Origin of the sequence: Actinomyces israelii (assembly GCF_030253495.1) — a bacterium.
Taxonomy (GTDB): Bacteria; Actinomycetota; Actinomycetes; order Actinomycetales; family Actinomycetaceae; genus Actinomyces; species Actinomyces israelii.
In genome coordinates, this window is the sequence record NZ_CP124548.1 from 1,960,109 (window position 1) to 1,984,744 (window position 24,636).

Annotated in this window: 19 protein-coding genes; 12 read left to right on the forward strand and 7 right to left on the reverse strand. The window is 69.8% G+C overall.

From position 1 onward, the window contains the following. Positions 1 to 3: 3 nt before the first annotated feature. The 12 genes from pyrR to AIF0345_RS08125 all read left to right on the forward strand — a co-directional run bounded on the left by pyrR (position 4) and on the right by AIF0345_RS08125 (position 15,684). Positions 4 to 615 (forward strand): bifunctional pyr operon transcriptional regulator/uracil phosphoribosyltransferase PyrR, encoded by a 612-nt coding sequence (gene pyrR / locus AIF0345_RS08070; RefSeq protein ID WP_285297856.1) that lies wholly within the window; start codon positions 4 to 6, stop codon positions 613 to 615. Further along, positions 612 to 1,595, forward strand: a complete 984-nt coding sequence (locus AIF0345_RS08075) for an aspartate carbamoyltransferase catalytic subunit (protein ID WP_043559634.1) — start codon at positions 612 to 614, stop codon at positions 1,593 to 1,595. Before pyrR ends, AIF0345_RS08075 begins: the two co-directional genes overlap by 4 nt. Then, entirely contained in the window at positions 1,592 to 2,902 is a 1,311-nt protein-coding gene (locus tag AIF0345_RS08080) for a dihydroorotase (protein ID WP_268916737.1), read from the forward strand. The genes AIF0345_RS08075 and AIF0345_RS08080 overlap by 4 nt, the downstream gene beginning before the upstream one ends. A 3-nt stretch (positions 2,903 to 2,905) precedes the next feature. Then, positions 2,906 to 4,192, forward strand: coding sequence for a glutamine-hydrolyzing carbamoyl-phosphate synthase small subunit (gene carA / locus AIF0345_RS08085; RefSeq protein ID WP_404975993.1), 1,287 nt, complete (start codon positions 2,906 to 2,908; stop codon positions 4,190 to 4,192). 1 nt (position 4,193) lies between these two features. Next, positions 4,194 to 7,529, forward strand: coding sequence for a carbamoyl-phosphate synthase large subunit (gene carB, locus AIF0345_RS08090; protein ID WP_285297857.1), 3,336 nt, complete (start codon positions 4,194 to 4,196; stop codon positions 7,527 to 7,529). Continuing rightward, the gene (gene pyrF, locus AIF0345_RS08095) at positions 7,526 to 8,428 is read left to right on the forward strand and encodes an orotidine-5'-phosphate decarboxylase (RefSeq protein WP_043559625.1); all 903 of its coding nucleotides are present in this window, start codon (positions 7,526 to 7,528) and stop codon (positions 8,426 to 8,428) included. Before carB ends, pyrF begins: the two co-directional genes overlap by 4 nt. Before the next feature lie 33 nt (positions 8,429 to 8,461). Continuing rightward, on the forward strand, positions 8,462 to 9,040 hold the full coding sequence (gene gmk / locus AIF0345_RS08100) for a guanylate kinase (protein ID WP_285297858.1): 579 nt from the start codon (positions 8,462 to 8,464) through the stop codon (positions 9,038 to 9,040). 63 nt (positions 9,041 to 9,103) lie between these two features. Then, entirely contained in the window at positions 9,104 to 9,514 is a 411-nt protein-coding gene (gene rpoZ, locus AIF0345_RS08105; RefSeq protein WP_043559619.1) for a DNA-directed RNA polymerase subunit omega, read from the forward strand. Then, a complete protein-coding gene (gene coaBC, locus AIF0345_RS08110) occupies positions 9,511 to 10,815 on the forward strand; it encodes a bifunctional phosphopantothenoylcysteine decarboxylase/phosphopantothenate--cysteine ligase CoaBC (RefSeq protein ID WP_268916804.1) in 1,305 nt (434 codons plus the stop codon). Before rpoZ ends, coaBC begins: the two co-directional genes overlap by 4 nt. Positions 10,816 to 10,960: 145 nt before the next feature. Then, complete coding sequence (locus tag AIF0345_RS08115) at positions 10,961 to 12,274, forward strand: SAM-dependent methyltransferase (protein ID WP_268916735.1); 1,314 nt, start codon at positions 10,961 to 10,963, stop codon at positions 12,272 to 12,274. Between the two features lie 64 nt (positions 12,275 to 12,338). Next, positions 12,339 to 13,562 (forward strand): methionine adenosyltransferase, encoded by a 1,224-nt coding sequence (gene metK, locus AIF0345_RS08120; protein ID WP_043559611.1) that lies wholly within the window; start codon positions 12,339 to 12,341, stop codon positions 13,560 to 13,562. A 28-nt stretch (positions 13,563 to 13,590) separates the two neighbouring features. Continuing rightward, positions 13,591 to 15,684 carry a primosomal protein N' family DNA-binding protein gene (locus tag AIF0345_RS08125; protein ID WP_404975994.1) on the forward strand — a complete coding sequence of 698 codons (2,094 nt, stop codon included), beginning with the start codon at positions 13,591 to 13,593 and terminating at the stop codon, positions 15,682 to 15,684. Between the two features lie 16 nt (positions 15,685 to 15,700). Here the strand turns inward: AIF0345_RS08125 and AIF0345_RS08130 are convergent, their stop codons facing one another. The 7 genes from AIF0345_RS08130 to AIF0345_RS08160 all read right to left on the reverse strand — a co-directional run bounded on the left by AIF0345_RS08130 (position 15,701) and on the right by AIF0345_RS08160 (position 24,616). Beyond that, positions 15,701 to 16,330 (reverse strand): TetR/AcrR family transcriptional regulator, encoded by a 630-nt coding sequence (locus tag AIF0345_RS08130; RefSeq protein ID WP_268916734.1) that lies wholly within the window; start codon positions 16,328 to 16,330, stop codon positions 15,701 to 15,703. An 83-nt stretch (positions 16,331 to 16,413) separates the two neighbouring features. After that, entirely contained in the window at positions 16,414 to 17,787 is a 1,374-nt protein-coding gene (locus tag AIF0345_RS08135; RefSeq protein WP_268916733.1) for an MFS transporter, read from the reverse strand. Positions 17,788 to 18,223: 436 nt separating this feature from the next. Continuing rightward, positions 18,224 to 19,834 (reverse strand): BCCT family transporter, encoded by a 1,611-nt coding sequence (locus AIF0345_RS08140; protein ID WP_268916802.1) that lies wholly within the window; start codon positions 19,832 to 19,834, stop codon positions 18,224 to 18,226. A 354-nt stretch (positions 19,835 to 20,188) separates the two neighbouring features. After that, positions 20,189 to 20,956 (reverse strand): creatininase, encoded by a 768-nt coding sequence (locus tag AIF0345_RS08145; protein ID WP_268916732.1) that lies wholly within the window; start codon positions 20,954 to 20,956, stop codon positions 20,189 to 20,191. Positions 20,957 to 21,009: 53 nt separating this feature from the next. Continuing rightward, the gene (locus tag AIF0345_RS08150; RefSeq protein WP_285297859.1) at positions 21,010 to 22,068 is read right to left on the reverse strand and encodes a DMT family transporter; all 1,059 of its coding nucleotides are present in this window, start codon (positions 22,066 to 22,068) and stop codon (positions 21,010 to 21,012) included. A gap of 225 nt (positions 22,069 to 22,293) precedes the next feature. Then, positions 22,294 to 23,421 carry a serine/threonine protein kinase gene (locus AIF0345_RS08155; protein WP_043559598.1) on the reverse strand — a complete coding sequence of 376 codons (1,128 nt, stop codon included), beginning with the start codon at positions 23,419 to 23,421 and terminating at the stop codon, positions 22,294 to 22,296. Positions 23,422 to 23,542: 121 nt separating this feature from the next. Beyond that, complete coding sequence (locus AIF0345_RS08160; protein ID WP_285297860.1) at positions 23,543 to 24,616, reverse strand: DMT family transporter; 1,074 nt, start codon at positions 24,614 to 24,616, stop codon at positions 23,543 to 23,545. Positions 24,617 to 24,636: the final 20 nt, after the last annotated feature.

Sequence of the window (24,636 nt, forward strand, 5' to 3'; positions counted from 1 at the left end):
ACCGTGGCCGAAAACCAGTCCACCGGGAAGCAGATCCTCGGCGCAGCCGAGATCAAGCGCTCCCTCGTCCGCATTGCTCACGAGGTCGTTGAGCGCAACCGCGGCGTCGATGACGTCATCCTCCTCGGCATCCCGTCCGGGGGGGTGCCGCTGGCCCGCCGCCTCGGCGAGGCTCTGAGCATCGCGCTGGCGGAGGACGCCGCCCTGACCGGCTCCCAGCCGGACGCCGCCTCCGTCCCGGTCGGGACGCTGGACATCACCATGTTCCGCGACGACCTGGGGCGCCACCCGATCCGCGTCCCCCAGCCCACGTTCGTCCCCGGCGGCACCCTGGAGGGGCGCACCGTCGTCCTGGTCGACGACGTCCTGTACTCCGGGCGCACCATCCGCGCCGCCCTGGACGCCCTGGGCTCGATCGGACGCGCACGGGCCGTCCAGCTCGCCGTCCTGGTCGACCGCGGTCACCGCGAGCTGCCGATCCGCGCCGACTACGTCGGCAAGAACCTGCCGACATCCCGCACCGAGAAGGTCGTCGTCTCGCTGACCGAGCTGGGCGCGGCCGAGGACGCCGTCACCATCCACGACCTGGCCGCGGCCGAGGAGGCCACCCGATGAAGCACCTGCTTTCCGCCAAGGACCTGACTCGCGACGAGGCCGTCATGGTCCTCGACACCGCCGAGGCGATGGCCGCCACCCAGCGCCACGCCGTCAAGAAGCTGCCCACCCTGCGCGGCAAGACCGTCGTCAACCTCTTCTTCGAGGACTCCACCCGCACGCGCCTGTCCTTCGAGGCGGCCGCCAAGCGGCTGAGCGCGGACGTCATCAACTTCTCCGCCAAGGGCTCGAGCGTCTCCAAGGGCGAGTCCCTGAAGGACACCGCCCAGACCATTATGGCCATGGGCGCCGACGCCGTCGTCATCCGCCACTCCGCGTGCGGGGCGGCTCACCTGCTCGCCCACGCCGGCTGGATCAGGGTGCCGGTCCTCAATGCGGGCGACGGCACCCACCAGCACCCCACCCAGGCCCTCCTGGACGCCATGACCCTGCGCCGCTGGTACGCGCCCGACGGCGGTGCCGACGGCTCCCCGGCGCCGCAGGGGCGCGATCTGTCCGGGGCGAAGGTCGTGATCGTCGGAGACATCCTCCACTCCCGGGTTGCCCGCTCCAACGTGGATCTCATGACCGCCCTGGGGGCCCGCGTCACCCTCGTCGCCCCGCCGACCCTCCTGCCCGTGGGCATGGACGACTGGACCTGCGACGTCTCCTACGACCTGGACGCCACGATCGAGGCCGTCCGGCCCGACGCCGTCATGATGCTGCGCATCCAGCGCGAGCGCATGAGCGCCGCCGGCGGCGGCTTCTTCCCCAGTCCCGCGGAGTACTCGCAGGCCTACGGCCTGGACCTCGCCCGGCGCGCGGCCATGCCGGAGCACGCCATTGTCATGCACCCCGGGCCCATGAACCGGGGCCTGGAGATCACCGCGGAGGCGGCCGACGACCCCCGCTCGCGCGTGATCGAGCAGGTCGGCAACGGCGTGTCCGTCCGCATGGCCGCCCTCTACCTCCTCCTCGCCGACGAAGGGAACCAGCTGTGACCCCCTACCTCCTGACGGGCGCCCGCCCCTACGGCGAGGACGCCGCCGACATCCTCCTGGCCGACGGCGTCATCGCCGCCATCGGCCCCGACGCGGCCGCCCAGGCCCCGGCCGACGCCGTGCGCTGCGACGCGGACGGCCTCGTGGCTCTGCCCGGCCTGGTCGACATCCACACCCACCTGCGCGAGCCCGGCGGCGAGTCCGCCGAGACGATCTTCACCGGCACCCGCGCCGCCGCCGTGGGCGGGTACACCTCCGTGTTCGCCATGGCCAACACCACCCCCGTGCAGGACAACGCCGGCGTCGTGGAGCAGGTGCTGCGCCTGGGCCGCGAGGCCGGCTGGGTCGATGTCCACCCGGTCGGCGCCGTGAGTGCGGGCCTGGAGGGCAGGCACCTGTCCGAGATGAGCGCCATGGCGCACTGCGCCGCTCGGGTGCGGGTCTTCTCCGACGACGGCCGGTGCGTGGCCGACCCCGTCCTCATGCGCCGCGCCCTGGAGTACGTCAAGAGCTTCGACGGCGTCATCGCCCAGCACGCGCAGGACCCCCGCCTGACCGAGGGCTCCCAGATGCACGAGGGCGTCCTCTCCGCCGAGCTGGGCCTGCGCGGCTGGCCCGCCGTGGCCGAGGAGTCGATCATCGCCCGCGACGTCCTGCTCGCCCAGCACGTGGGCAGCCGTCTTCACGTGTGCCACCTGTCGACCGCCGGCAGCGTCGACATTATCCGCTGGGCCAAGGCCCGGGGGATTGACGTGACCGCCGAGGTGACCCCGCACCACCTGCTGCTGACCGACGAGATGGCGCGCACCTACTCGCCCTTGTACAAGGTCAACCCGCCGCTGCGCACGGCCGAGGACGTCGAGGCGGTGCGCGAGGCCCTGGCCGACGGCACCATCGACGTGGTCGGCACCGACCACGCCCCCCACCCCGTGGAGGACAAGGACTGCGAGTGGCAGGCCGGCGCCTTCGGCATGACGGGCCTGGAGACGGCGCTGCCGGTCCTCATCGAGACCATGGTGTCCACCGGGCGCATGAGCTGGCGGGACCTGGCCCGCGTCATGTCCACCGTGCCGGCCGAGATCGGGCGGCTGACAGACCAGGGGCGGGGCCTGGAGGCGGGCGCGCCCGCGAACGTCACGCTGGTCGACCCCGAGGTGCGGCGCACCGTCGACGGCTCGACGCAGTGGACGCACTCGGCCAACACCCCCTACGCGGGCATGGAGCTGCCCGGTCGGGTGGCGGCCACCTTCCTGCACGGGCGCGCCACCGTGCTCGACGGCGCCCCGGTCCATACCCGGGAGGCCTGACCGGTGCCCGCAGCACCCGCAGCGCCCGGCGCGTCCGCGTCGCTGCGTCCCGGCGCCCGCGAGATCGCTCTGCTGGTCCTGGAGGACGGGTACGTCCTGCGCGGCAGGTCCTACGGGGCCACGGGGCGAACGGTCGGGGAGATCGTCTTCAACACCGGCATGACCGGCTACCAGGAGACGCTCACCGACCCGTCCTACCACCGCCAGATCGTCGTCATGACGGCGCCGCACATCGGCAACACCGGCGTCAACGACGAGGACCGCGAGTCGTCGCGCATCTGGGTCGCCGGCTACGTCGTGCGCGATCCCGCGCGACGCGCCTCCAGCTGGCGCAGCCGCCGCGAGCTGGAGGACGAGCTGGCGGCCGCGGGCGTGGTGGGCGTCTGCGGGGTCGACACCCGGGCGCTGACCCGGCACCTGCGCGAGCGCGGCGCCATGCGGGCGGGTATCTTCTCCTCGGACGCCCTGCCCGCGGGCGCCGCCGACGCGGGCGGGCCGTCCCAGGCCGCCGTCGACGTCTGCCTCGAGGCCGTGCGCGCCGCGCCCCCGATGGCCGGCCAGGCCCTGGCCGCCGAGGTCAGCACCCGGGAGCACTACGTCGTCGAGCCCTCCGGGCGCTTCGAGGGACGCGACCCGGTCGCCGTCGTCGCCGCCATCGACCTGGGGATCAAGGCCCGCACCCCGTGGCAGCTCGCCGAGCGGGGCGTGCGCGTCCACGTCCTGCCGCAGAGCACCGTCTTCGAGGAGGTGCTCGCCCTCCACCCGGACGGCGTGTTCTTCTCCAACGGGCCGGGAGACCCCGGCACCGCCCGCAGCGAGGTCGAGATGCTGCGCGGCGTACTGGACGCCCGCATCCCCTTCTTCGGCATCTGCCTGGGCAACCAGATCTTCGGCCGCGCGCTGGGCTACGGCACCTACAAGCTCGACTACGGTCACCGCGGCGTCAACCAGCCGGTCCTCGACCGCACCACCGGGCGCGTGGAGATCACCGCCCACAACCACGGCTTCGCGGTCGACGCCCCGATCTGCGGGCCCAGCCTGGCGCCCTACGACGACGGCCGCTACGGGCGCGTCGAGGTCTCCCACGTCGGACTGAACGACAACGTCGTCGAGGGGCTGCGAGCCCTGGACCTGCCGGCCTTCTCCGTGCAGTTCCACCCCGAGGCGGCCGCCGGCCCCCACGACGGGGAGCACCTGTTCGACCGCTTCGTGCGGCTCATGACCGACCATCGCGCCGCTCGTGACGGTCGTGACGGCCCAGCGCCCGAGACGACCCGGGAGGACGACTGACATGCCGCTGCGCCCCGACATCCGCTCCGTCCTGGTCATCGGCTCCGGTCCGATCGTCATCGGCCAGGCCTGCGAGTTCGACTACTCCGGCACCCAGGCCTGCCGCGTGCTGCGCGGCGAGGGCATCCGGGTGATCCTGGTCAACTCCAACCCGGCGACGATCATGACCGACCCGGACATCGCCGACGCCACCTACGTCGAGCCCATCACCACCGAGGTCCTGACCGCCGTCATCGCCAAGGAGCGCCCCGACGCGCTTCTGCCCACCCTCGGCGGGCAGACGGGGCTCAACGCCGCCATGAGCCTGGTCGAGGCCGGCGTCCTGGACGACTACGGCGTCGAGCTCATCGGCGCCGACGCGACGGCCATCAGCGCCGGCGAGGACCGTGAGGAGTTCAAACGGGTCGTCGAGCGCTGCGGGGCGCAGGTCGCCCGCTCCGTCATCGCCCGCACCCTGGGCGAGTGCCATGAGGCCGTGGCGGCCCTGGGCGGCTACCCCGTGGTGGTGCGCCCCTCCTTCACCATGGGCGGGCTCGGCAGCGGCATCGCCCGCGACGCCGCCGACCTGGAGCGCATCTGCGGGCAGGGCCTGGAGGCCTCCCGCACCACCGAGGTGCTCCTGGAGGAGTCCATCCTGGGATGGAAGGAGTACGAGCTCGAGCTCATGCGCGACAAGGCGGACAATGTCGTCGTCGTGTGCTCCATCGAGAACGTCGACCCCGTCGGGGTCCACACCGGCGACTCGATCACCGTCGCGCCGGCCCTGACCCTGACCGACCGGGAGATGCAGCGCCTGCGCGATATCGGCATCGCCGTCATCCGGGAGGTCGGCGTGGACACCGGCGGCTGCAACATCCAGTTCGCCGTCGACCCGGTCACCGGGCGCATTATCGTCATCGAGATGAACCCGCGCGTCTCGCGCTCCTCGGCCCTGGCCTCCAAGGCGACCGGCTTCCCGATCGCCAAGATCGCCGCCCGCCTGGCCGTGGGCTACACCCTCGACGAGATCCCCAACGACATCACCGGCTCCACGCCCGCCTCCTTCGAGCCGACCCTCGACTACGTGGTGGTCAAGGTGCCGCGCTTCGCCTTCGAGAAGTTCCGCAGCGCCGACCCGACGCTGACCACCACCATGAAGTCGGTCGGCGAGGCCATGGCCATAGGCCGGTCCTTCACCGAGGCCCTCCAGAAGGCCATGCGCTCCATCGACAAGAGGGGCGCGGTCTTCCACTGGAACGGCCCGCGCCCGGATGCCGCGGACACCGCCGCCCTGCTGGAGTCGATCCGGGTGCCCGCCGAGCACCGCCTCGTCGACCTCCAGCAGGCGGTGCGCGGCGGCGCCGCCGTCGAGCGGCTCCACGAGGCCACCGGCATCGACCCCTGGTTCCTGGACCAGATGGTGCTGCTGCAGGACGTCGCCGAGGCGGTCGCCGACGCCCCCGCGCTGAGCGCGCAGGTCCTGGCCGAGGCCAAGCGCCACGGCTTCTCCGACCGTCAGGTGGGCGACCTGCGGGGCATCGGGGAGGACACGGCCCGCGAGATCCGCCACGCCTACGGCCTGCGCCCGGTCTACAAGACGGTCGACACCTGCGCCGCCGAGTTCGCGGCCCGCACCCCCTACCACTACTCCAGCTACGACATGGAGACCGAGGTCGCCCCGCGCGGGCGGGAGGCCGTCATCATCCTGGGGTCCGGCCCCAACCGCATCGGCCAGGGCATCGAGTTCGACTACTCCTGCGTGCACGCCGCCCTGGCCCTCGCCGAGCGCTACGAGACCGTCATGGTCAACTGCAACCCCGAGACCGTCTCCACCGACTACGACGTGTCCGACCGGCTCTACTTCGAGCCGCTCACCTTCGAGGACGTCATGGAGGTCTACGAGGCCGAGAGGGCTGCGGGCCCGGTAGCCGGCATGATCGTCCAGCTCGGCGGGCAGACCCCCCTGTCCCTGGCCGCCCGCCTCAAGGCCGCCGGCGTGCCGATCCTGGGCACCAGCCCGGAGGCCATCGACGCGGCGGAGGACCGGCAGGCCTTCGGCGTGGTCCTGGAGCGGGCGGGCCTGCCCTCGCCCGCCCACGGCACGGCCCGCTCCGACGAGCAGGCCCTGGCGGTGGCCGGGCGGATCGGCTTCCCCGTGCTCGTGCGCCCCAGCTATGTGCTGGGCGGGCGCGGCATGGAGATCGTCTACGACGCGGACGGCCTGGTGGACTACCTGCGCCGCGCGGGCGCCGAGCCCGGCGGGGCCTGCGCCAACGGCCCGCTGCTCATCGACCGGTTCCTCGACGACGCCGTCGAGATCGACGTCGACGCCCTCTACGACGGCTCCGAGCTGTTCCTGGGCGGGGTCATGGAGCACATCGAGGAGGCCGGCATCCACTCCGGCGACTCCGCCTGCGTGCTGCCGCCCATGAGCCTGTCCGACGCCGAGATCGCCCGGATCCGCCGCTCCACGCGGGCCATCGCCGACGGCGTGGGGGTGCGCGGCCTGATCAACATCCAGTTCGCCCTCATGAGCGACACCCTCTACGTCATCGAGGCCAATCCCCGCGCCAGCCGCACCGTCCCGTTCGTCTCCAAGGCCACGGGTGTCCAGCTCGCCAAGGCCGCCGCCCTGCTCATGGCCGGCCAGTCCATCGCGTCCCTGAGGGCCGCGGGCCGCCTGCCGCGGGAGGACGCCGCCGTGACCGATCTCTACGACCCGATCGCCGTCAAGGAGGCGGTCCTGCCCTTCCGCCGCTTCCGCACGCCGAATGGGCGGATCGTGGACACCGTGCTGGGCCCGGAGATGCGCTCGACCGGCGAGGTCATGGGCTACGACGTCGATTTCCCCCGGGCCTTCGCCAAGTCGCAGGCGAGCGCCTACGGCGGCCTGCCCAGTGAGGGGACCCTGTTCGTCTCGGTGGCCGACCGGGACAAGCGCGCCATCATCCTGCCGGTGGCCCGCCTGGCCGAGCTGGGCTTCACCGTCCTGGCCACCACGGGCACGGCCCAGATCCTGCGCCGCAACGGCATCCCCGCCACCCCGGTGCGCAAGGTCAGCCAGGGGCGGGGCGCGCACGGCGAGCAGACGATCGTCGGGCTCATCGAGTCCGGTGCCATCGACATGGTCGTCAACACCCCCAAGGGGCAGGGGGCCCGCGCCGACGGCTACTCCATCCGGGCGGCCACGACCAGCGCCGACCGGCCCATCATCACGACCGTCCAAGAGCTCCAGGCGGCCGTCCAGGCCCTGGAGGCGCAGCTGCGCGGCCCCTTCCGCGTCCGCAGCCTCCAGGAGCACGGCGCCGACAGGGTCTCCCGCCGGCAGAGCGCGGCGAGACGGGAGGCCCGGGCATGAGCACCGCCGGCACCGGTATCACCGGCGGCACTGCGAGCGCGCCGTCTTTCGGGGCTGCGCTCGCCGAGGCCATGGACGCCCACGGCCCGCTGTGCGTGGGCATCGACCCCCACCGGGCGCTTCTGGACGCCTGGGGCCTGCCGGACAGCCCGCGGGGACTGAGGGACTTCGCGCTGCGCGCCGTGGACGCCGTCGGGGGCGGGGTCGCGGCGGTCAAGCCGCAGTCGGCCTTCTTCGAGCGGCACGGGGCCGCCGGCATCGCCGTCCTGGAGGAGACCCTTGCTGCGCTGCGCGCCTGCGGCACCCTGTCCATCCTGGACGTCAAGCGCGGCGACATCGGCTCGACCATGGGCGGCTACGCCCAGGCCTACCTCGCCGACGGCGCCCCCCTGGCGGCGGACGCCATTACGGTCTCGCCCTACCTGGGGTACGGCTCACTGACCCCGGCCCTGGATCTCGCCCGCAGCACCGGCCGGGGCGTCTTCGTCCTGGCGCTCACCTCGAACCCGGAGGGGGCGAGCGTCCAGCACGCGCGCACAGGGCAGGGGCGCACGCGCTCCGTGGCGGCCGACGTCGTGGCGGGCGCGGCCCGCTCGAACGCCTCCGCGCGCGCCGCCGGCAGGCTCGGCGGCGTCGGCCTTGTGGTCGGGGCGACGACCGGAGGAGCCGTGGCCGAGCTCGGCATCGACCTGCTCGGGGCCAATGCGCCGCTGCTGGCGCCGGGCGTAGGTGCCCAGGGCGCGGGCGCCGCCGAGCTGGAGTCCGTGTTCGGCGCGGCGCGGCGTCATGTGCTGGCCTCGACATCCCGCGGCGTGCTGGCCGCCGGACCGGATCCGGCAGCCCTGCGCGCGGCGGCGCTGACGGCGGCCGCGCAGGCGTCGGCGGCGCTGAGGGGCTGAGACCGTGCAGCGCGGTGCGGCATTATACGGTGCATGACCCGCCCCGCCCCCCAGCCCTCCTCCCGCCTGACCGTGATCGCCGGCCCCACCGCGGTGGGCAAGGGGACCCTCGTCGCCGAGCTGCGCCGCCGCCACCCCGGCCTGTTCGTCTCGGTCTCGGCGACCACGCGGGCGCCCCGCCCCGGCGAGGTCGACGGGATGGACTACCACTTCGTGTCGGACGCCGAGTTCGACAGGCTCGTCAGCAGCGGACAGATGCTGGAGTGGGCCCTGGTTCACGGGGCGCACCGCTACGGCACGCCCCGCGGACCCGTTCAGGCCCAGCTCGACGCCGGGCGCCCCGCCCTGCTCGAGATCGACCTGGCGGGGGCGCGGCAGGTTCGTCGGTCCATGCCGTCCGCACAGCTGGTCTTCGTCATGCCGCCGAGCTGGGACGAGCTCGTCGCGCGGCTCGCCGGACGCGGCACCGAGGACGCGGCCGAGCAGGAGCGCCGCCTGGTCACCGCGCGCGCGGAGATGGACGCGGCCGGGGAGTTCGACCACATCATTGTCAATGACACCGTGGTGCGTGCCACGGATGAGCTCGAGAGACTGCTGGGGCTCAGCGGCTAGACTGTCCCGGTTACAGTTGGGCGCGCTGAGCGCCTTGAACGTCCACCACACGGGGAGAAGCACATGCTCGGAACCTCCGCACAGCCCGAGGGCATCACCAACCCGCCGATCGACGACCTGCTCGAGAAGGTCGACTCCAAGTACGGGCTCGTCGTGGAGGCCGCCAAGCGCGCCCGGCAGATTAACGCCTACACCCGGCAGCTGGAGGACAACCAGCTCGATTACTTCGGCCCCCTGGTGGAGGCCGAGCCCGACGAGAAGCCGTTGAGCATCGCCCTGCGCGAGGTGGCCGAGGACAAGCTCCAGGTCATCCCGGGCGACGAGGCCCGCGCCCGGCGCGCCGAGGTCGACAAGGCCCGGCGCGCCGCGGAGGAGGACATGTTCTCCGACATCCCGCTCGACGCCTCCAGGCCCGCCCCGGCGGAGAGCGAGGACGTGCCGGCCGCCACGAACCTCGACGAGATCCAGTTCTGAGCGCCGCCCCGACCGGGCCGCGGCGCGTCGTCGTCGGCGTGTCCGGATCCATCGCCGCCTACAAGGCGCCCTTCGTCATCCGCCTCCTGCGGCGGGCCGGTCACGAGGTCCGCACCCTCGCGACGCAGGCCGCGCTGCGCTTCATCGGCGCGCCCGCCCTCGCCGCGGTGACCGGGAGCCCGGTGAGCAGCGGCGTCTTCGACGACCCCGCCGCCGTCGAGCACGTCGCGGTGGGGGAGTGGGCCGACCTGGTCGTGGTGGCCCCCGCCTCGGCGGATCTGCTGGCCCGGGTCGCGGCAGGTCGCGCCGACGACCTGCTGACCGCGACGATCCTGACGACGACGGCCCCCGTGGTCCTCGCCCCCGCCATGCACACCCAGATGTGGGCCAACCCGGCGACCCGGGAGAACGTGGCTACGCTGCGCCGCCGCGGACTGAGCGTCATCGAGCCGGACTCCGGGCGCCTGACCGGCTCCGACTCGGGGGAGGGCCGCCTGCCCGAGGCCGAGCGCATTGTCGATGAGGCTCTGGCGGTGCTCGCCGAGCGGCGGGCGCAGCGGATCGCCCCTGCGCCGCATCCGTCGGATCTGTCCGGCAGGCGCGTCGTCGTCTCCGCCGGCGGCACCCGTGAGCCGATCGACCCGGTGCGCTACCTGGGCAACCGCTCCTCGGGGCGCCAGGGCGCCGCCGTGGCCCGCGCCGCCGTCGAGCGCGGTGCGCGCACGACCCTGGTGGCCGCTCATGTGGCCGGCGATGTTCTCGCGGCGCTGCCGGGCGAGGTGGAGGTGGTGCCCGTCGGCACCGCCATGGAGATGCGCGATGCTGTCCGACGGGCCGCCCGGGACGCCGATGCCGTGGTGATGGCGGCTGCCGTCGCCGACTACCGGCCCGCGGAGGCGGCTGCGTCCAAGATCAAGAAGCGCGGCCTGCGCAGCGGCGGGGAGGCGGGCGCGACCCGGCTGAGCATCGAGCTCGTCGAGAATCCTGACATCCTCGCCGGGCTGGTCGCTGATCCGCCGCGCAGTGACGGCGGGCGGACGCTCGTGGTGGGCTTCGCCGCGGAGACCGGTGACGACGACGGCGATGTGCTCGCCCACGGCGCCGCCAAGGCGCGCCGCAAGGGCGCGGACCTCCTGGCCGTCAACGCGGTGGGGGAGCGCACCGGCTTCGGCGACGTGCCCAACGCCGTCGTCGTCCTGGACTGCCGGGGCCGTGAGGTCGCCAGGGCCCGGGGCTCCAAGACCGACGTCGCCCGCGCTCTCATCGACCTGGTCGCCCGCAGGCTGCCCGGCCGCTTCTGAATCCGGCGGCAAACGTCTGATTAATCACGTGCGGGCACGGCGTTCGCTCTTCAGACGCACCGGTGCGCGCGCCTACTATGGGGATCAGGACAGCGCGGAGCCCTGTCGCCGTGGGCCGCGCACAGAAGTGATCTGAGTGATCTGCATGAAGAGGACCGGAGCGAGCACCTGCACCACAGCCGACATGACCGTGGCGGACATGGTCAGGGCGGTGACGACCCCGCCGCTGCCCGTGCGCATTACCGCCTACGACGGCTCCGCCGTCGGCCCGCGGAGCGGCGGCCTCGAGCTGCACGTCGTCTCCCCGCAGGCCCTCAGCTACCTGGCCACGGCCCCCGGAGAGCTCGGCCTCGCCCGCGCCTACATCATGGGCAAGATCGCCGTGCGCGGGGTCTCGCCCGGCAACCCCTACAGGGCCTTCGACGGCCTCGAACAGCTCAAGGAGCGGGTGCGGCGCCCCTCGGTCTCCAACCTGGGCCGCATTCTCGTCGCGCTCGGCAGGAACGGGATCCGCCGGCCCGAGATCCCGCAGGTCGAGACCCCGCCGGCGTGGCGGCGGGCGCTGTCGGGCGTGCGCTCCCACACCCAGCAGAGCGACAAGGACACCGTCTCGTCCCACTACGACCGCTCGAACCGCTTCTACTCGATGGTCCTCGGCCCGCTGATGACCTACACCTGCGCCCTGTTCACCGATCCGGGCGACTCCCTCGAGGACGCCCAGGCCAACAAGATCCGCCTCGTCCTCGACAAGCTCGACCTGTCGCCCGGCCAGCGCCTGCTCGACATCGGCTGCGGCTGGGGCTCCGTGCTGGTCGCGGCGGCGCGACGCGGCATCCGGGCCATCGGCGTCACGCTCTCCGAGCCGCAGGCCCGCTGGGCCAACGACTGGATCGCCCGCGAGGGCCTGTCCGACCTGGCCGAGGCCCGCGTCATGGACTACCGGCAGGTGCCCGAGCGCGACTTCGATGCCATCTGCTCCCTGGGCATGATGGAGCACGTCGGCGTCCGCCACTACGACGAGTACTTCTCGACCATGTTCTCCCTCCTGCACCCCGGCGGCAGGCTCCTCAACCACCAGATCACGCGCCGCGACTCCACCCAGCCGAACCGCGCCGGAGCCTTCATCGGGCGATACGTCTTCCCGGACGGCGAGCTCGCCGCACCGGGCGTGGTCATGACCCGTCTGCACGACGCGGGCTTCGAGGTGGTTCACGAGGAGAACCTCCGCCAGCACTACGCCCTCACCCTGGAGCACTGGTGCCGCAACCTGCAGGAGCACTGGGGCGCCGCCGTCGAGAGCGCCGGCACGCAGACCTCGCTCCTGTGGGGCCTGTACATGGCGGGTGCGCGGTGGAACTTCGAGCGCGACAACATTCAGATCCACCAGCTTCTCGCGGTACGCCCGGGGCCCGACCGGGACGGGCACTGGTATCCCCTGCGTCCCTGGTGGGACGCCTGAGCCGGCCTGCTGCCGTACCCGGTCCGAGACCCGCACCCACCGACCTCACAAGGACGACAACCACATGTCATCGAACTCGCTCCGTCTGTTCACCTCCGAGTCCGTCACCGAGGGGCACCCCGACAAGGTCTGCGACCGCATCTCGGACTCCATTCTCGATGCCATCCTCGCCCAGGACCCGGTCGCCCACGTGGCCGTCGAGACGATGGTGACTACGGGGCTCGTCCACGTCGCCGGGGAGGTCACCACCGACGCCTACGTCGAGATCCCCGAGATTGTGCGCTCCGAGATCGTGTCGATCGGCTACACGTCCTCCGAGGTCTGCTTCGACGGCGCCTCCTGCGGCGTGTCGATCTCCATCGGCCAGCAGTCCCCGGACATCGCTGCGGGTGTGGACAAGGCGCTCGAGGTGCGCGGCGCCGCCGGAGGCGTCAGTGACGCCGGGGGGCTGGACCCCCTCGACTTCCAGGGCGCGGGGGACCAGGGCCTCATGTTCGGCTACGCCTGCACGGACACGGCCGAGCTCATGCCGCTGCCGATCCACCTGGCCCACCGCCTGGCCGAGCGGCTGACGGCGGTGCGCAAGCAGGGCGTCGTGGCGGGGCTGCGCCCCGACGGCAAGACACAGGTCACCATCGGCTACGACGGGGACCGCGCGGTGAGCCTGGCGGGCGTGGTGGTCTCCACCCAGCACGACCCGGGTCGCACCCGGGCCTGGCTGACCGACGCCATCACCACCGAGGTGATCCGTCCCGTGCTCGAGGCCGAGGAGGCCAAGGGCATTCAGCTGGCGACCGCCGACGCCGAGATCCTGGTCAACCCCTCGGGGCAGTTCGTCATCGGCGGCCCCGCCGGGGACGCGGGCCTGACCGGGCGCAAGATCATTGTGGACACCTACGGCGGCATGTCCCGCCATGGCGGTGGCGCCTTCTCGGGGAAGGACCCCTCCAAGGTGGATCGTTCCGCCTCCTACGCCATGCGCTGGGTCGCCAAGAACGTCGTGGCGGCCGGTCTCGCGCAGCGGTGTGAGATCCAGGTCGCCTACGCCATCGGCTCGGCCCGCCCCGTGGGCCTGTACGTCGAGACCTTCGGCACCGAGACGGTCCCCGTCGCGCGGATCGCCGCCGCCGTCGAGGAGGTCTTCGACCTGCGCCCGGCCGCGATCGTGCGGGACCTCGACCTGCTCCGCCCCATCTACCGGGCCACCAGCGCCTACGGGCACTTCGGGCGCGACGGCTTCTCCTGGGAGGAGACCGGCCGCACCGGGGACCTGCGTGCGGCGCTGTGAGGCCGCGCCACTCGTGTCGGGCGGTGCCGTGAGCCGGGCGGGGCGCCGGGGGCGGCCCGCCCAGGGCGCGCTGCTGGCCGCCCCGGCGCCCTCCGAGCACGCCGTGGAGGGCCGGGGCGTTGCCGCGCCCGTGGCCCGGGTGCTGCTCGACTCCCCCCTGCCGCACCTGGACCGGCTCTTCGACTACCTGGTCACGCCGGACCTCGACGACGCCGCCGCCGTCGGCACGAGCGTGATCGTCCGCTTCGGCGGGCAGGACATGCGCGGCTGGGTCTGGGAGCGCGGCGCGACCACGACCCATCCCGGGACGCTGGCGGCTCTCCGCCGGGTGGTCTCGGACCTGCCGGTGCTCACCGGGGCGACCCGGGCGCTGATCGAGGCGGTCGCCACGCGTAGCGCCGGAGTGCGATCGGACGTCGTGCGGCTCGCCGTGCCGCCGCGTCACGCCTCCACCGAGCGGTCCGAGCGCGACAGCGCGGTGCCGCCGGCGCCGCGCTGGCGGGCGCCGTCCGCGAAGGGCTGGGACGCCTACGGCGGGGGCGGGTTCCTGTCCGTGCTCGCCGACGGCGGGGCGCCGCGCGCCGTGTGGACCGCCCTGCCCGGACGGGTCGGCCTCGTGCGCGGGTGGACCGCATTGCTCGCCGATGCGGTCCGGGCCGCCCTGGCGTCGGGCAGGGGAGCCCTGGTCGTCGTCGCCACCGCGGCGCAGGCGGAGGCGGTCGCGGCGGCGCTGGGCAAAGAGCTGAACAGGGGGCCGGGCGCCGGGCGCGGCGAGCCGGTCGTCACCCTGACCGCGGAGGGCGGACCCGCGCGCCGCTACCGGGCGTTCCTGCATGTGCTCCTCGGGCTTGCGCGCGTCGTGGTGGGCACCCGTGGCGCCGCCTTCGCGCCCGTGCGCGCCCTGGGCCTGGTGGTCATCTGGGACGACGGCGACAACCGGCTCGATGAGCGCCACGCCCCCTACACCCACGCCCGCACCGTCCTGGCCCTGCGCTCCGGCCTGGAGGGCGCGGGGCTGCTCGTGGCCGGCTACTCGCGCAGCGTCGAGGCGCAGAGCTATGTGGAGCGGGGCTGGGCGGAGGACCTGAGTGCCGCGCGGCCGCTGAGGCGTGCCGCCGTTGCGCGCGTGCAGGCCCCGGGCGCGCTCCAGCTGGAGGCCGAGGGCGCCTCCGGGATGGCGCGGATCCCCTCGGTCGCCCACAGGGCGGTGCGCGACGCCCTGACCGGCGGCCCCGTCCTCGTCCAGGTCTCACGGACCGGCTACGCGCCGGTGGTGGTCTGCTGCCGCTGCGGGCGGGTCGGCCGGTGCCCTCGCTGCGGGGGCCCGCTGGCGATGGAGCGGGCCGGGGCGCTCACCTGCCGGTGGTGCGCTCGCGAGCCGGCCGACTGGGCCTGTCCCGCGTGCGGGGAGGACCGGCTGCGCATGCGCGGGTCGGGCAGCACCCGGACCGGTGAGGAGCTGGGACGCGCCTTCCCCGGCACGCCGGTGGTCGTCTCCGGTGCACGCGAGTCCCACGGCGTCGTGGAGTTTGTCGATGCCTCGCCCCGCCTGGTGGTGGCCACGCCCGGCGCCGAGCCGGTCGCCGACGGCGGGTACCGCGCGGTCCTGCTGCTCGACGGCGGGTGCCTGTCCTCCCGGCCCGAGCTCGGCGCCGGCGCGGAGGCGCTGCGCCGGTGGACCAATGCGGTGGTCCTGGCCCGAACGGATGCACGGGTGATTCTTCTGGGTGGCCCGGATCCGTCGGTCGCGCAGGCGCTGGTACGGTGGGACCACGCGGGCTACGCCCGTGAGGACCTGCTTGAGCGCGCAGACCTCCACCTGCCCCCCGCGTGGCGTACGGCCCGGCTGGACGGGCCGCGCGACGGGGTGGAGGCGCTGCTCGCACAGGCGGAGTCCGCCGGCTTCGAGACTCTGGGCCCGGCGTCAGCGCCGCCCGGCCCGGAGGCGGAGCGGCCTCCGGTGTCGGCGTCGGGGGGCGATGCCACTGTGCGGGCCTTGATCAGGACGCGGGTCGACCGCGGTCGTGAGCTGGCCGCCATGCTGCGGGTGCGCCAGCGCGAGCGCTCGGCCCGCCGGGAGGACGCGGTCCGGGTCGAGCTCGACCCCACGGTCCTGTGGTGAGGCCGCGGCCGGGCCCCTACTGGTCGGGCCGCCTCCAGAATCCGGTGATCTTGCCGAGAAGATCGGCCGCGGTGGCGTGGACGTCACGGCCCTCGCTCAGGGCGGTCACTGCCGCCCCGTCGACGACCGCGATCACCAGATCCGGTTCAATCTCCACCCCCAACCGGTTCAGCAGCCGGCCGACGGCCGTGTTGAGGCGCTGCCGACCCCGACGATAGGCCTGTTCGACGGGCGTGACCGTTCCTGCAGAGATGAGCTGGATGTAGTGCCCCAGGTACGGGCCCTCCGGCGGGAGCGTCGCCTGAAGCACCAGGTCCAGCCGTCCGGACAGCGAGGGAAGCTGTTCCAGGGCCTCGACCTTGTCCGCCACGCGCTCGGCGCGCGAGGCCCAGATGGCGATATTGACCAGACCCGCCTGGTAGAGCAGGTCGTCGAGTCCCTTGAAGTAGTAGGTCGTCGCCGACAACGAGCACCCGGCGCGCCTGGCGACCGCACGGTGGCTGACCGCGGACGGCCCCTCCTCGCGGATGATCGCGGCAGCCGCCTCGATGATGGCCTGCCGACGGTCCTGCCCTCGCGCCGTTGAGCGAGCACCGCCCCGAGATCCACGAGGCGACCGAGAAGTGGCAGACAGGGGGGTAGCCATAGCAAAGTAGGATAGCAAAAGGTGCAAAGTTATGCGCGCGGAAGCGATCCGTGCATCCGGACCGGACCGGTTCGCCGCGGGCCTCAGGATGAGCCGGATTGATGAGCCTCAATCAGTTCTGAACCGTGGATGACCCGTGAGGCGAGGATCGCCACCATGGCGATCAGCGAGACCACGGTGAGGTAGACCGCCGGGACGAGTGTCGATTCGGTGACCGTGATGAGCCATGTCACGATGAAGGGCGTCGTACCGCCCAGGAGCGCATTGGCGCTGTTGAAGGAGAGGGCGAACCCCGAGTAGCGGACGTTGGTGGGGAAGGACTCCGCCAGGAAGGTGGCGAGGGTCCCGTCATTGCCGGTGAGGATGATGGCGAAGACGATCTGGCACAGGATCACAATTCCGAGGCGCCCACCGGCCCTGGTCATTATGGCGAACAGCGGGATGGACATCACAATGAAGGCGACGCATGCGGTGATGAGCATGCGCCGTCTCCCGAAGGAGTCGGACAGGTGCCCCATAATAAAAATGGAGGCGATGTAGACCACGAGCATGACGGAGGTCGCCAGGTTCGCGGTGTTCGAGGAGAACCCGAGCTCCTCGGTGACATAGGTGGGCATGTAGCTCAGCAGCATGTAGAACGCCACTGCGTTGAGGCAGGAGACGCCGAAGGTGATGAGCGTCTCGCGCCAGTGGTGCCGCAGCAGGCGGACCAGTGGCTCGAACCATCGTGTCGCCTTCTGCTCCTGGGGCAGCTCCGCGCGCATTGCCTGGTATGCGGGGGAGTCCTCCAGATGCACCCGGATGTAACGGCCGATGAGGCCCAGTGGGCCCGCCAGGATGAAGGGGATGCGCCAGCCCCACTGGGTCATTGCGGGCGAGTCCGCGCCCCCCAGGCCGAAGAGCATGCCCGAGACCATGAGAGAGCCTGCGAGCAGGCCGCAGGCGGTGGAGGCGGGAACGAGGCAGGTGTAGATGCCGCGACGCGCCGGCGGGGCGTACTCCGCCAGGAACGTTCCCGCGCCGGCGTACTCGCCGGAGGCAGAGAATCCCTGGACCATGCGCAGGATGAGCAGACCAAGAGCGCTCCACACCCCGACCATGGCGTAGGTGGGCAGAAGGCCGATGAGGCAGGTCGAGCCCGACATGATAAGAATCGACCAGGACAGCGCCCACCGGCGCCCGCGACGGTCCCCCCATGCGCCCCAGACCACGGCGCCGATGGGACGCAGGATGAAGGAGGTGGCGAACACGGCGAAGGACAGCATCAGCTGAACCTGCTTGTCGGATTCCGGGAAGAAGACGCCGCCGATGACACCCGCAAGATAGCCGTAGGAGGCGTAGTCGAACCACTCGATGAAGTTCCCGATGAAACTTGCCGTGGCGGCGCGTTTCAAGGTCTTCGCTCGCTCAGGATCTCTGTCGTGAGCGGTTTCGGTTCTATGGGAGACAGTGTTCATCTATTCAACTCCAGACGTGAGCGTCGAGACCCTATGAATACTTATGCGGCCGATAGCGGCGCCCGCCCTCGGACCGGGAACAGGCCGGCAGCAGGCGAACGGACCGATTACCAACTGGCTGACTGCGAGAGCACTTCATCGTGCTGCCGAGACAATCGATGCCGACTCTGGACAAGATGAGCGAACTGGCGCCGGGGGGAGTCCGGAAGACCAGTTCCGAGCACTCCCGGAGATGGCCATGATGGATACCGACAGTCTAGCAGAAAACGTCCAGGAAATCCCCTGTACTGATTCCAGCGCCGGTGCCGTCGGGCCGCATCACGACTGGCGCCTCACTCGGCGCAGGGCGCACCAATTGCACGCGTCCAGCCTCACGGGCCGCCGGAGTCCGCTGCCCGAGTACCCGCTGGAGCTTCCTGCACGGAAGGCGAGAAGATCAGTTCTGAGGGGGATCCTGCTGAGACCTGGGCTCCAGGTTCGTCTGACGGACTGTATTCGCCATCATTAGCAGCACCACGATGGTATAGGGGAGCGCTCCGATAATAGTACCGGTCTGAACCGTGCCGACCACGCTCTCACCGCCGATGCTGAGAAGCAGAAACGCGATGGCCGCGATACCCGCAACCAGTGCGACCCGGAATAGTCTCGACGGCCTGGCGGCCGAGGACGCGAAGCCGCTCAGCGCATGGACACCGGAATCCAGCGATGTCAGGTAGTAGGTTCCCACCAGAATAGTTGCGGCCAGTAGGAGAATGAAAACCACCGGCCGGTAGGGCAGTTCCTTCAGCATGGCGAACAGCCCGAGCGAGGTGTCCTGGCCGACGGCCTTGGTGACCACACCGTTTCTGGTCTCGTCGTAGAACAGAGCCGCACCCCCGACGACACCGATCCAGATGACGCAGATCGCTGAAGGAATGCCGAGCACGCCGATAACGAACTCCCGAACCGAGCGGCCGCGAGAGATCCGAGCGATGAACGACCCGACGAACGGCGAGAAGGCCCAGCACCAGCACCAGATGAACACGGTCCACGTGCCGTTCCAGCTGTCTTTCCACGAGTGCAGAGGAGCCATCGCGGAACCGGCGTCGGCCCAGGTGCCCATCCACCACATCGACCAGAAGTACTGACCCGCGGTCTGCGGCAGGACCGAGAGCAGGTAGAGGGTCGGGCCAGCGAGAAGAACTCCGACGACGAGCACGATCGACAAGATGGAGTTGACCTCACTGACGCGCTTCATGCCCTTCTCAATGCCCAGGTAGACACTGGCCCCGGCCAGGACGCCGATCCCAATGATGACGAACATGCGGATCACGCCGCCGCTGTCCAGGTTGAAGGTCTGCTCCAGGCCGGCCGTGAGCTGCATGGCCGCAAACGCGAAAGAAGTCGACAGCCCGAATACCGTCGCCAGGATCGCAATGACCTCGACCAGGAGACCGACCGTCCGGCGGGCTCCCTCGGGGAACATCCCGACTACGGCGTCCCGGAATGTCATCGCCGCTTTGCGGTTGTGGAACGAGAGCGCCAGGCACAGGGCGACAACACAGTAGATGGCCCATGCGTGCACCGCCCAGTGGAAATATCCCCAGATCAGCGCGCCGTCCAGCTTGTCGACACTGATCCGGTCCTGAATCGGGTCGTCGCCCTTGACCAGGATGGGCTCGGCGACTGACCAGAAGATCAGTCCGATCCCCTGACCGCAGGCGAAGAGCATCGAGTACCAGGCGAAGCGGCCGTACTCGGGCTTGGCGTCCTCTCCTCCGAGTACGATGGACCCGCGTCTCCCCGCTGCCATATAGATGCAGAAGAACAACGCCAACGTGGCAAGCGCCACAAAATACCAGGTGAAGTTGCGGGTGACGAAAGTTCTAAACGCCTCAATCGCGCGCGCGGCGATCTCGCCGTTGAACACGGTGACGACAACGACGACACCGACCAGGAGGAGACTGACAGACTTAATGGCCCGGTCATCCCGGTCCCGGGGAGTCGCAGCGGAGGCGGAAGGGGCCTCCTTCGAGTCGGGATCCTTTGAAGGTACTCGATTATCCATGGTCACATAACCTCTTCGGGGTCTCATCGGCGGCTAGGGAGGTCTTGCCGGCAACGATCGATTGAGTAGCGGCGAGAACGGCGTCCTGGAGCTCGCCTCCTGCCGGCAGGGCATTCATCGACCGATGTGCGGCGCTCGCACGGCTCGCGGTGCGCGCAAACGCATCGCGAGCTGCGAAGAGCGCTGCGATATGACAGCACATATGGTATCCGGCACAGGTCGATCTCTCTCATCGGGAGCAATTCTGCCAGCCGCTGCGCGTCGGCGCTCCCTGGTCGCAGTCACATTCGCCCCACTGAGCGCCCGGCTATCACCCGCAACCCTGAGGACGGCCTCGCGCGCCCGGGAGACCGCCTATACCGTGAATCTGCTCCGGAGGGCGCAGATGATGCCCGTCACAATGGAGTCGGCGAGGATTCGCCCCTTCTCGGCGCTCGCGTCTGCGGCGGACGAGAGGCATCCGGACTCCGGAGTCAGCGTCGGGTCCACGGGCAGCAGGTCGTAGGGAGGCAGGTCGGCGGCGGGCAGGTCCATGACACGCTCCATGCGCACCAGGTCCGGGAAGTACTCGAGCATGAGCGAAGTCTCCATCACGCCGCCGTGCTCGACGTCCCATCCCGGAAAGCCGTCGGGGTACAGACGAGAGATGACCTTCTCGGTCACGAAGTCCCAGTAGGACAAGAGCATCACCTGAGGAGCGCTCTGCACCGCCAGGTCGCGCAGAGCCAGATCGACGCCCTCGTAGATGAACTGGTAGTTCTCGTAGTGACCGTTGACGAACGCGATCCTCTTGAGTCCGTGCCGTGCGAACTCCTGCACGAAAGTGCGGCAGATGCCGATGACGGTGGCGGCGTCGAACCCGAAGGAGCCGACGATGTGGTTGCCGCCGCCCGAGCGCTGCTGCGACTTGTATCCGGTGGTGATGGTCGGGCCCACCAGGGCGTCAGTCTTCTCGGCCACGAGCTCGGCCATCTTAGTGGACAGCATCATGTCAACGCCCAAGGGCATGTGCGGGCCGTGCTGCTCGACGGAGCCCACCGGGATGAGCATGACCGGGTCGTCCTCGATCAGCGTGCGGTAGGTGAAAGCGTCCAAACGGGTGATGTTGCGTTCCTGATTCATTGGTGGACCCCTTTCGTGGGTGCGCCTGCGTGCTGTGGTGCCTGACTGTCCGCTCAGGATGCTGCTACTGAGGGCCGCGAGACCTCCTTCGGCTCTGGCTCTGACCTGATCATGTCAGTCTTGCTCTTCTTCCCCCGTGTGGAGAAGTATACCTGGGAGACGCCACCGCTGATGATAAGCAGCCCGCCCAGCATCTGCATCCCTGACAGATGCTCCCGGAAGAAGGCGAGGCCCAGCAATGAGGCCATGATGGTCTCCTGGTAGGAGATGGTTGCCAGCTCGCCCGCAAGAAGGATCTTGCTTGCCAGGGTGAGGAAGTAGAAGGCTCCGAAGCCGGTCACCAGGGCGGCGACGATGAGCACCGCCCAGGTGCGCGCGTCCATGCTGAACAGGTCCCATGGGGCGGTCACGGTGTTTCCGGATTCGTCAAGCTTGGCCGTGGGGACGCCGTCAACCTTCTCGCGAACCACGTAGGTGAGCTGCGGCCAGCGCACGGCGACCATGACTCCGATGGTGACCACGGCGAAGAGGAAGTTGTACCAGGCCCGGACATTGGAGTCGCAGTCCGTTCGGTAGCGCGAAGCGAAGAGGTAGAGGCCGTAGGCCACGCCGGAGAGCAGGCCTATGATGTTTCCGAAGGCGTACTTGGGATCAAGATCGAGCTTGAATCCCGCGCCTGATATGATCTGGACGATCAGAAGGGTTCCGACCACCACGGCCCCCAGCGAGCCTATCATCGCGGGCTTGAATGGCTCTTTGAGGAATATTGTCGCCAGGATGGTGGAATAAACTGGCCCGGTGTAGATGAGGAATGAGGCGTTGGCGAGGGTGGTGTACTGGGTGGAGATGACATAGAGGGCGGACAGCAGTCCGAGGAAGAGTCCGGAGAAAAAGATTGACGGGGTGAACCTGGTCGCCTTGACCTTGGCGAACCCTCCGACGAGGAGGAAGAACAGCGACATGCCGATCAGGCCGCTGAAGCTGCGGAAGAAGGAGATGAAGTCTCCGGGGGCGTCAATGTAGCGGGCGAACGCTCCGATTCCGCCCATGAGGCTCGATGACAAGAACATGAGTCCGAAGCCTTTGAGCTTTGCGCGGGCTGCTGTATCCAACTTCCGCTCCTTTGCGGTGCATAAATAAGTATTCAGTCAAAGTGTTTCTGAATTTTCATCGCAGAACCGGCCCGCATCTTGCGGACGGTCATGGATGCAATCAAAGAACTAGAACAAATGAGCGGGGAGGAGGCTGCTCGTTCTCTTGCTGTTCGACGCTTGGGCGCTCCGAGCGGCGGGGGCGGCGTTCTGGATGTGGGCTGCCCCCGCCGTTCGTCCCTTGGCTCAGACCAGGGTCGGGTCGTCGACCTGGTTGGGGAAGTAGTCCTCGCAGGTGCCCTCGCGGTAGACGTCCGCGGTTGCGCAGTGCAGGCCGCCGCCGAAGGCGTAGGCGTCGCGGAAGGGCACGGGGATGACGTTCATTCCCAGCTTGTCCATCTGCTCCATCTGGTGGACCTCGCTGGCCTCGACGCACACGGTCTTGTGGTCGATCACCAGGCAGTTCATGGACAGCCACACCGAGGAGTAGCACAGCGGCGGTGGCGTGGTGTGAGCCGGCGGCGCGGCGTCAACGATCTGCCAGTCGTTGGCCTCGAAGATCTTGCGCTGCTCCTCGGGCAGGTGACGGTGCGGGTTGTTGATGATCAGGCCCGGCCGCAGCGGCACGAAGGTCGCGTCGATGTGGATCGGGTAGGGGTCGCCCGGGAAGTTGACGGCGTGGACGCGGAAGTCGGGGTAGTACCGCTTGAACCACTCCATGGCCTTCCGGTTGGTGGTCAGGCCGTGCTGGATGAACAGGTCCTTGCCCACCCGCATGACGTCGGCGGCGTCCCACATGGGCTCGACCTCGGTGGTCACGAAGTCCTTGGCGGCCGTGCGCTCCAGACGCTCCTCGATGGAGATCTTCTCGTCGTAGTAGTTGTGCTTGTAGGACTTGTCGGTCAGGCGCGGCCGGGGGGCCTGGGTCCACTTGAACTCCGGGTCCTCCTCGAAGTACTGGTTCATCAGCGGCCAGTAGGCCAGGTACTCGAAGTAGCGGCAGCGGAAGGAGTTCGCCGAGGACATGATCTCCTCACCGATGGTGAGCAGGATGTCGCGAGGAGGCATCTGGGTGAAACCCGACTCCGTGCGGAAGTCCGGGGTCTGGATGGCCTGGTTCCACTGCAGCGGCGTGGGACGGTCCACCTTGACGCCCAGACCCTCAAGGATCTTGACGTAGTTGTCCAGCTGCTCGTTGGCCGCCTCGACGGTCGCGGTGGGGCGAGGCCCCCACATGCCGCGCATCTCGGAGTCGATCGGCACCTTCTCCGAGGTGGCGGGCTCCTCCGGCGGGATGACCGAGAAGTCCGCACGCCCCACGATCACGTGCTTGAGCGGGTCGAAGTCGTTCCAGGAGTTGACGATCTTCGTCATGTGTTATGTCACTTCCTTGTGCATTGTTGTTAGGTGCGAGTATCTTATGCGGCCAGTGTTTCAGGCATTGATGACGTGCGTTCGCCTTTCTTCAGGCCGGGACCGTTAGAAATCAGTATCCTCAATCGACGGAGACGGTCTCGCGTGTCAGGACCCGATTCTGCGTATGCAGCCGCTGAGAGTCGCCCTCCTGCAGCTGCGAGCCGGGACAGGCGTCCCCGGTTCTCTCCTCAGCCGACGAACGGGAGCGCTTCGACACAGTGTCCAGGACGATCGGTGCCATACCGCCCCCGACGACGAGCAGTCCTCCGAGGATCCCGACCACGCTGAGCGACTCGTGCCACACCAGGATGCCCAGCACAATGACGACCGCGCACTCCCAGTAGGAGATCGTGGAGTACTCCACGGCGGGCAGGTTGCGCCCGGCGACGATCAGGAAGCCCAGCGCGAACAGGCCGCAGACGATGAACAGGGCGAAGGCTCCGACCCAGTTGGAGACCGTGAAGGAGGCAACGCCCTGCCAGGGACGCATGATGAAGGACATCACCAGCGCGGCGGAGGACGCCCAGATGAAGTTCCACACGCCGCGAACCGCTGAATCCACGTCCTTGCGGTATCCGTAGAAGAACATGGCCAGGCCGTAGAAGACCCCGGACAGGAGGCCGAACAGGTCGCCCAGGCTCTTGCGCGGGAACTCCGGGGTCGAGGCTGACAGGTCGAGTCCGAAAACGAGGCCTCCGTCCTTGATGTCGATGACGCCGATGGTCATCAGCATCCCGAGGAAGACCAGGAAGAGGAAGAGGCCTCCGAGGACGCCGATCTTCTCCTTGCGGAAGATGCGGGCCAGGATCGTGCAGAACATGGGCCCGGTGTAGATGAGGAAGACGGCGTTGACCAGGGAGGTCATCAGTGTCGAGGTGATGTAGCAGCCCAGGGACAGGCCGATGCTCACCCCGCCCATGACCACCGCGAAGCTGAGCCGGGTCCTGCGGAGCAGGGCGACCTTCCGGCTTGCCAGCACGATGACGATAAAGCCGATCAGGGCGACGAACATGCGTCCGAAGGCCAGGAAGGAGCCGATGGCGGGCTTGTGGGCCTCGGCGAGCCCGTTGGTGGCGATGCGGCTGATGGTGCCCACGAGGCCCATGCCGGTGGAGGCCAGAAGCATGGCGATCGCGCCAAGCTTCTTGTTCATGACGTAGTCTGTGCTCGAGG

Coding starts and splice junctions, on each gene's coding strand:
- AIF0345_RS08140 (WP_268916802.1), bottom strand. CDS start 19,834: ATGGATAATCGAGTACCTTCAAAGGATCCCGACTCGAAGGAGGCCCCT.
- AIF0345_RS08155 (WP_043559598.1), bottom strand. CDS start 23,421: ATGACGAAGATCGTCAACTCCTGGAACGACTTCGACCCGCTCAAGCAC.
- metK (WP_043559611.1), top strand. CDS start 12,339: ATGTCATCGAACTCGCTCCGTCTGTTCACCTCCGAGTCCGTCACCGAG.
- AIF0345_RS08075 (WP_043559634.1), top strand. CDS start 612: ATGAAGCACCTGCTTTCCGCCAAGGACCTGACTCGCGACGAGGCCGTC.
- pyrF (WP_043559625.1), top strand. CDS start 7,526: ATGAGCACCGCCGGCACCGGTATCACCGGCGGCACTGCGAGCGCGCCG.
- gmk (WP_285297858.1), top strand. CDS start 8,462: ATGACCCGCCCCGCCCCCCAGCCCTCCTCCCGCCTGACCGTGATCGCC.
- AIF0345_RS08135 (WP_268916733.1), bottom strand. CDS start 17,787: ATGAACACTGTCTCCCATAGAACCGAAACCGCTCACGACAGAGATCCT.
- rpoZ (WP_043559619.1), top strand. CDS start 9,104: ATGCTCGGAACCTCCGCACAGCCCGAGGGCATCACCAACCCGCCGATC.
- AIF0345_RS08115 (WP_268916735.1), top strand. CDS start 10,961: ATGAAGAGGACCGGAGCGAGCACCTGCACCACAGCCGACATGACCGTG.
- AIF0345_RS08160 (WP_285297860.1), bottom strand. CDS start 24,616: ATGAACAAGAAGCTTGGCGCGATCGCCATGCTTCTGGCCTCCACCGGC.
- carB (WP_285297857.1), top strand. CDS start 4,194: ATGCCGCTGCGCCCCGACATCCGCTCCGTCCTGGTCATCGGCTCCGGT.
- AIF0345_RS08130 (WP_268916734.1), bottom strand. CDS start 16,330: ATGGCTACCCCCCTGTCTGCCACTTCTCGGTCGCCTCGTGGATCTCGG.
- AIF0345_RS08145 (WP_268916732.1), bottom strand. CDS start 20,956: ATGAATCAGGAACGCAACATCACCCGTTTGGACGCTTTCACCTACCGC.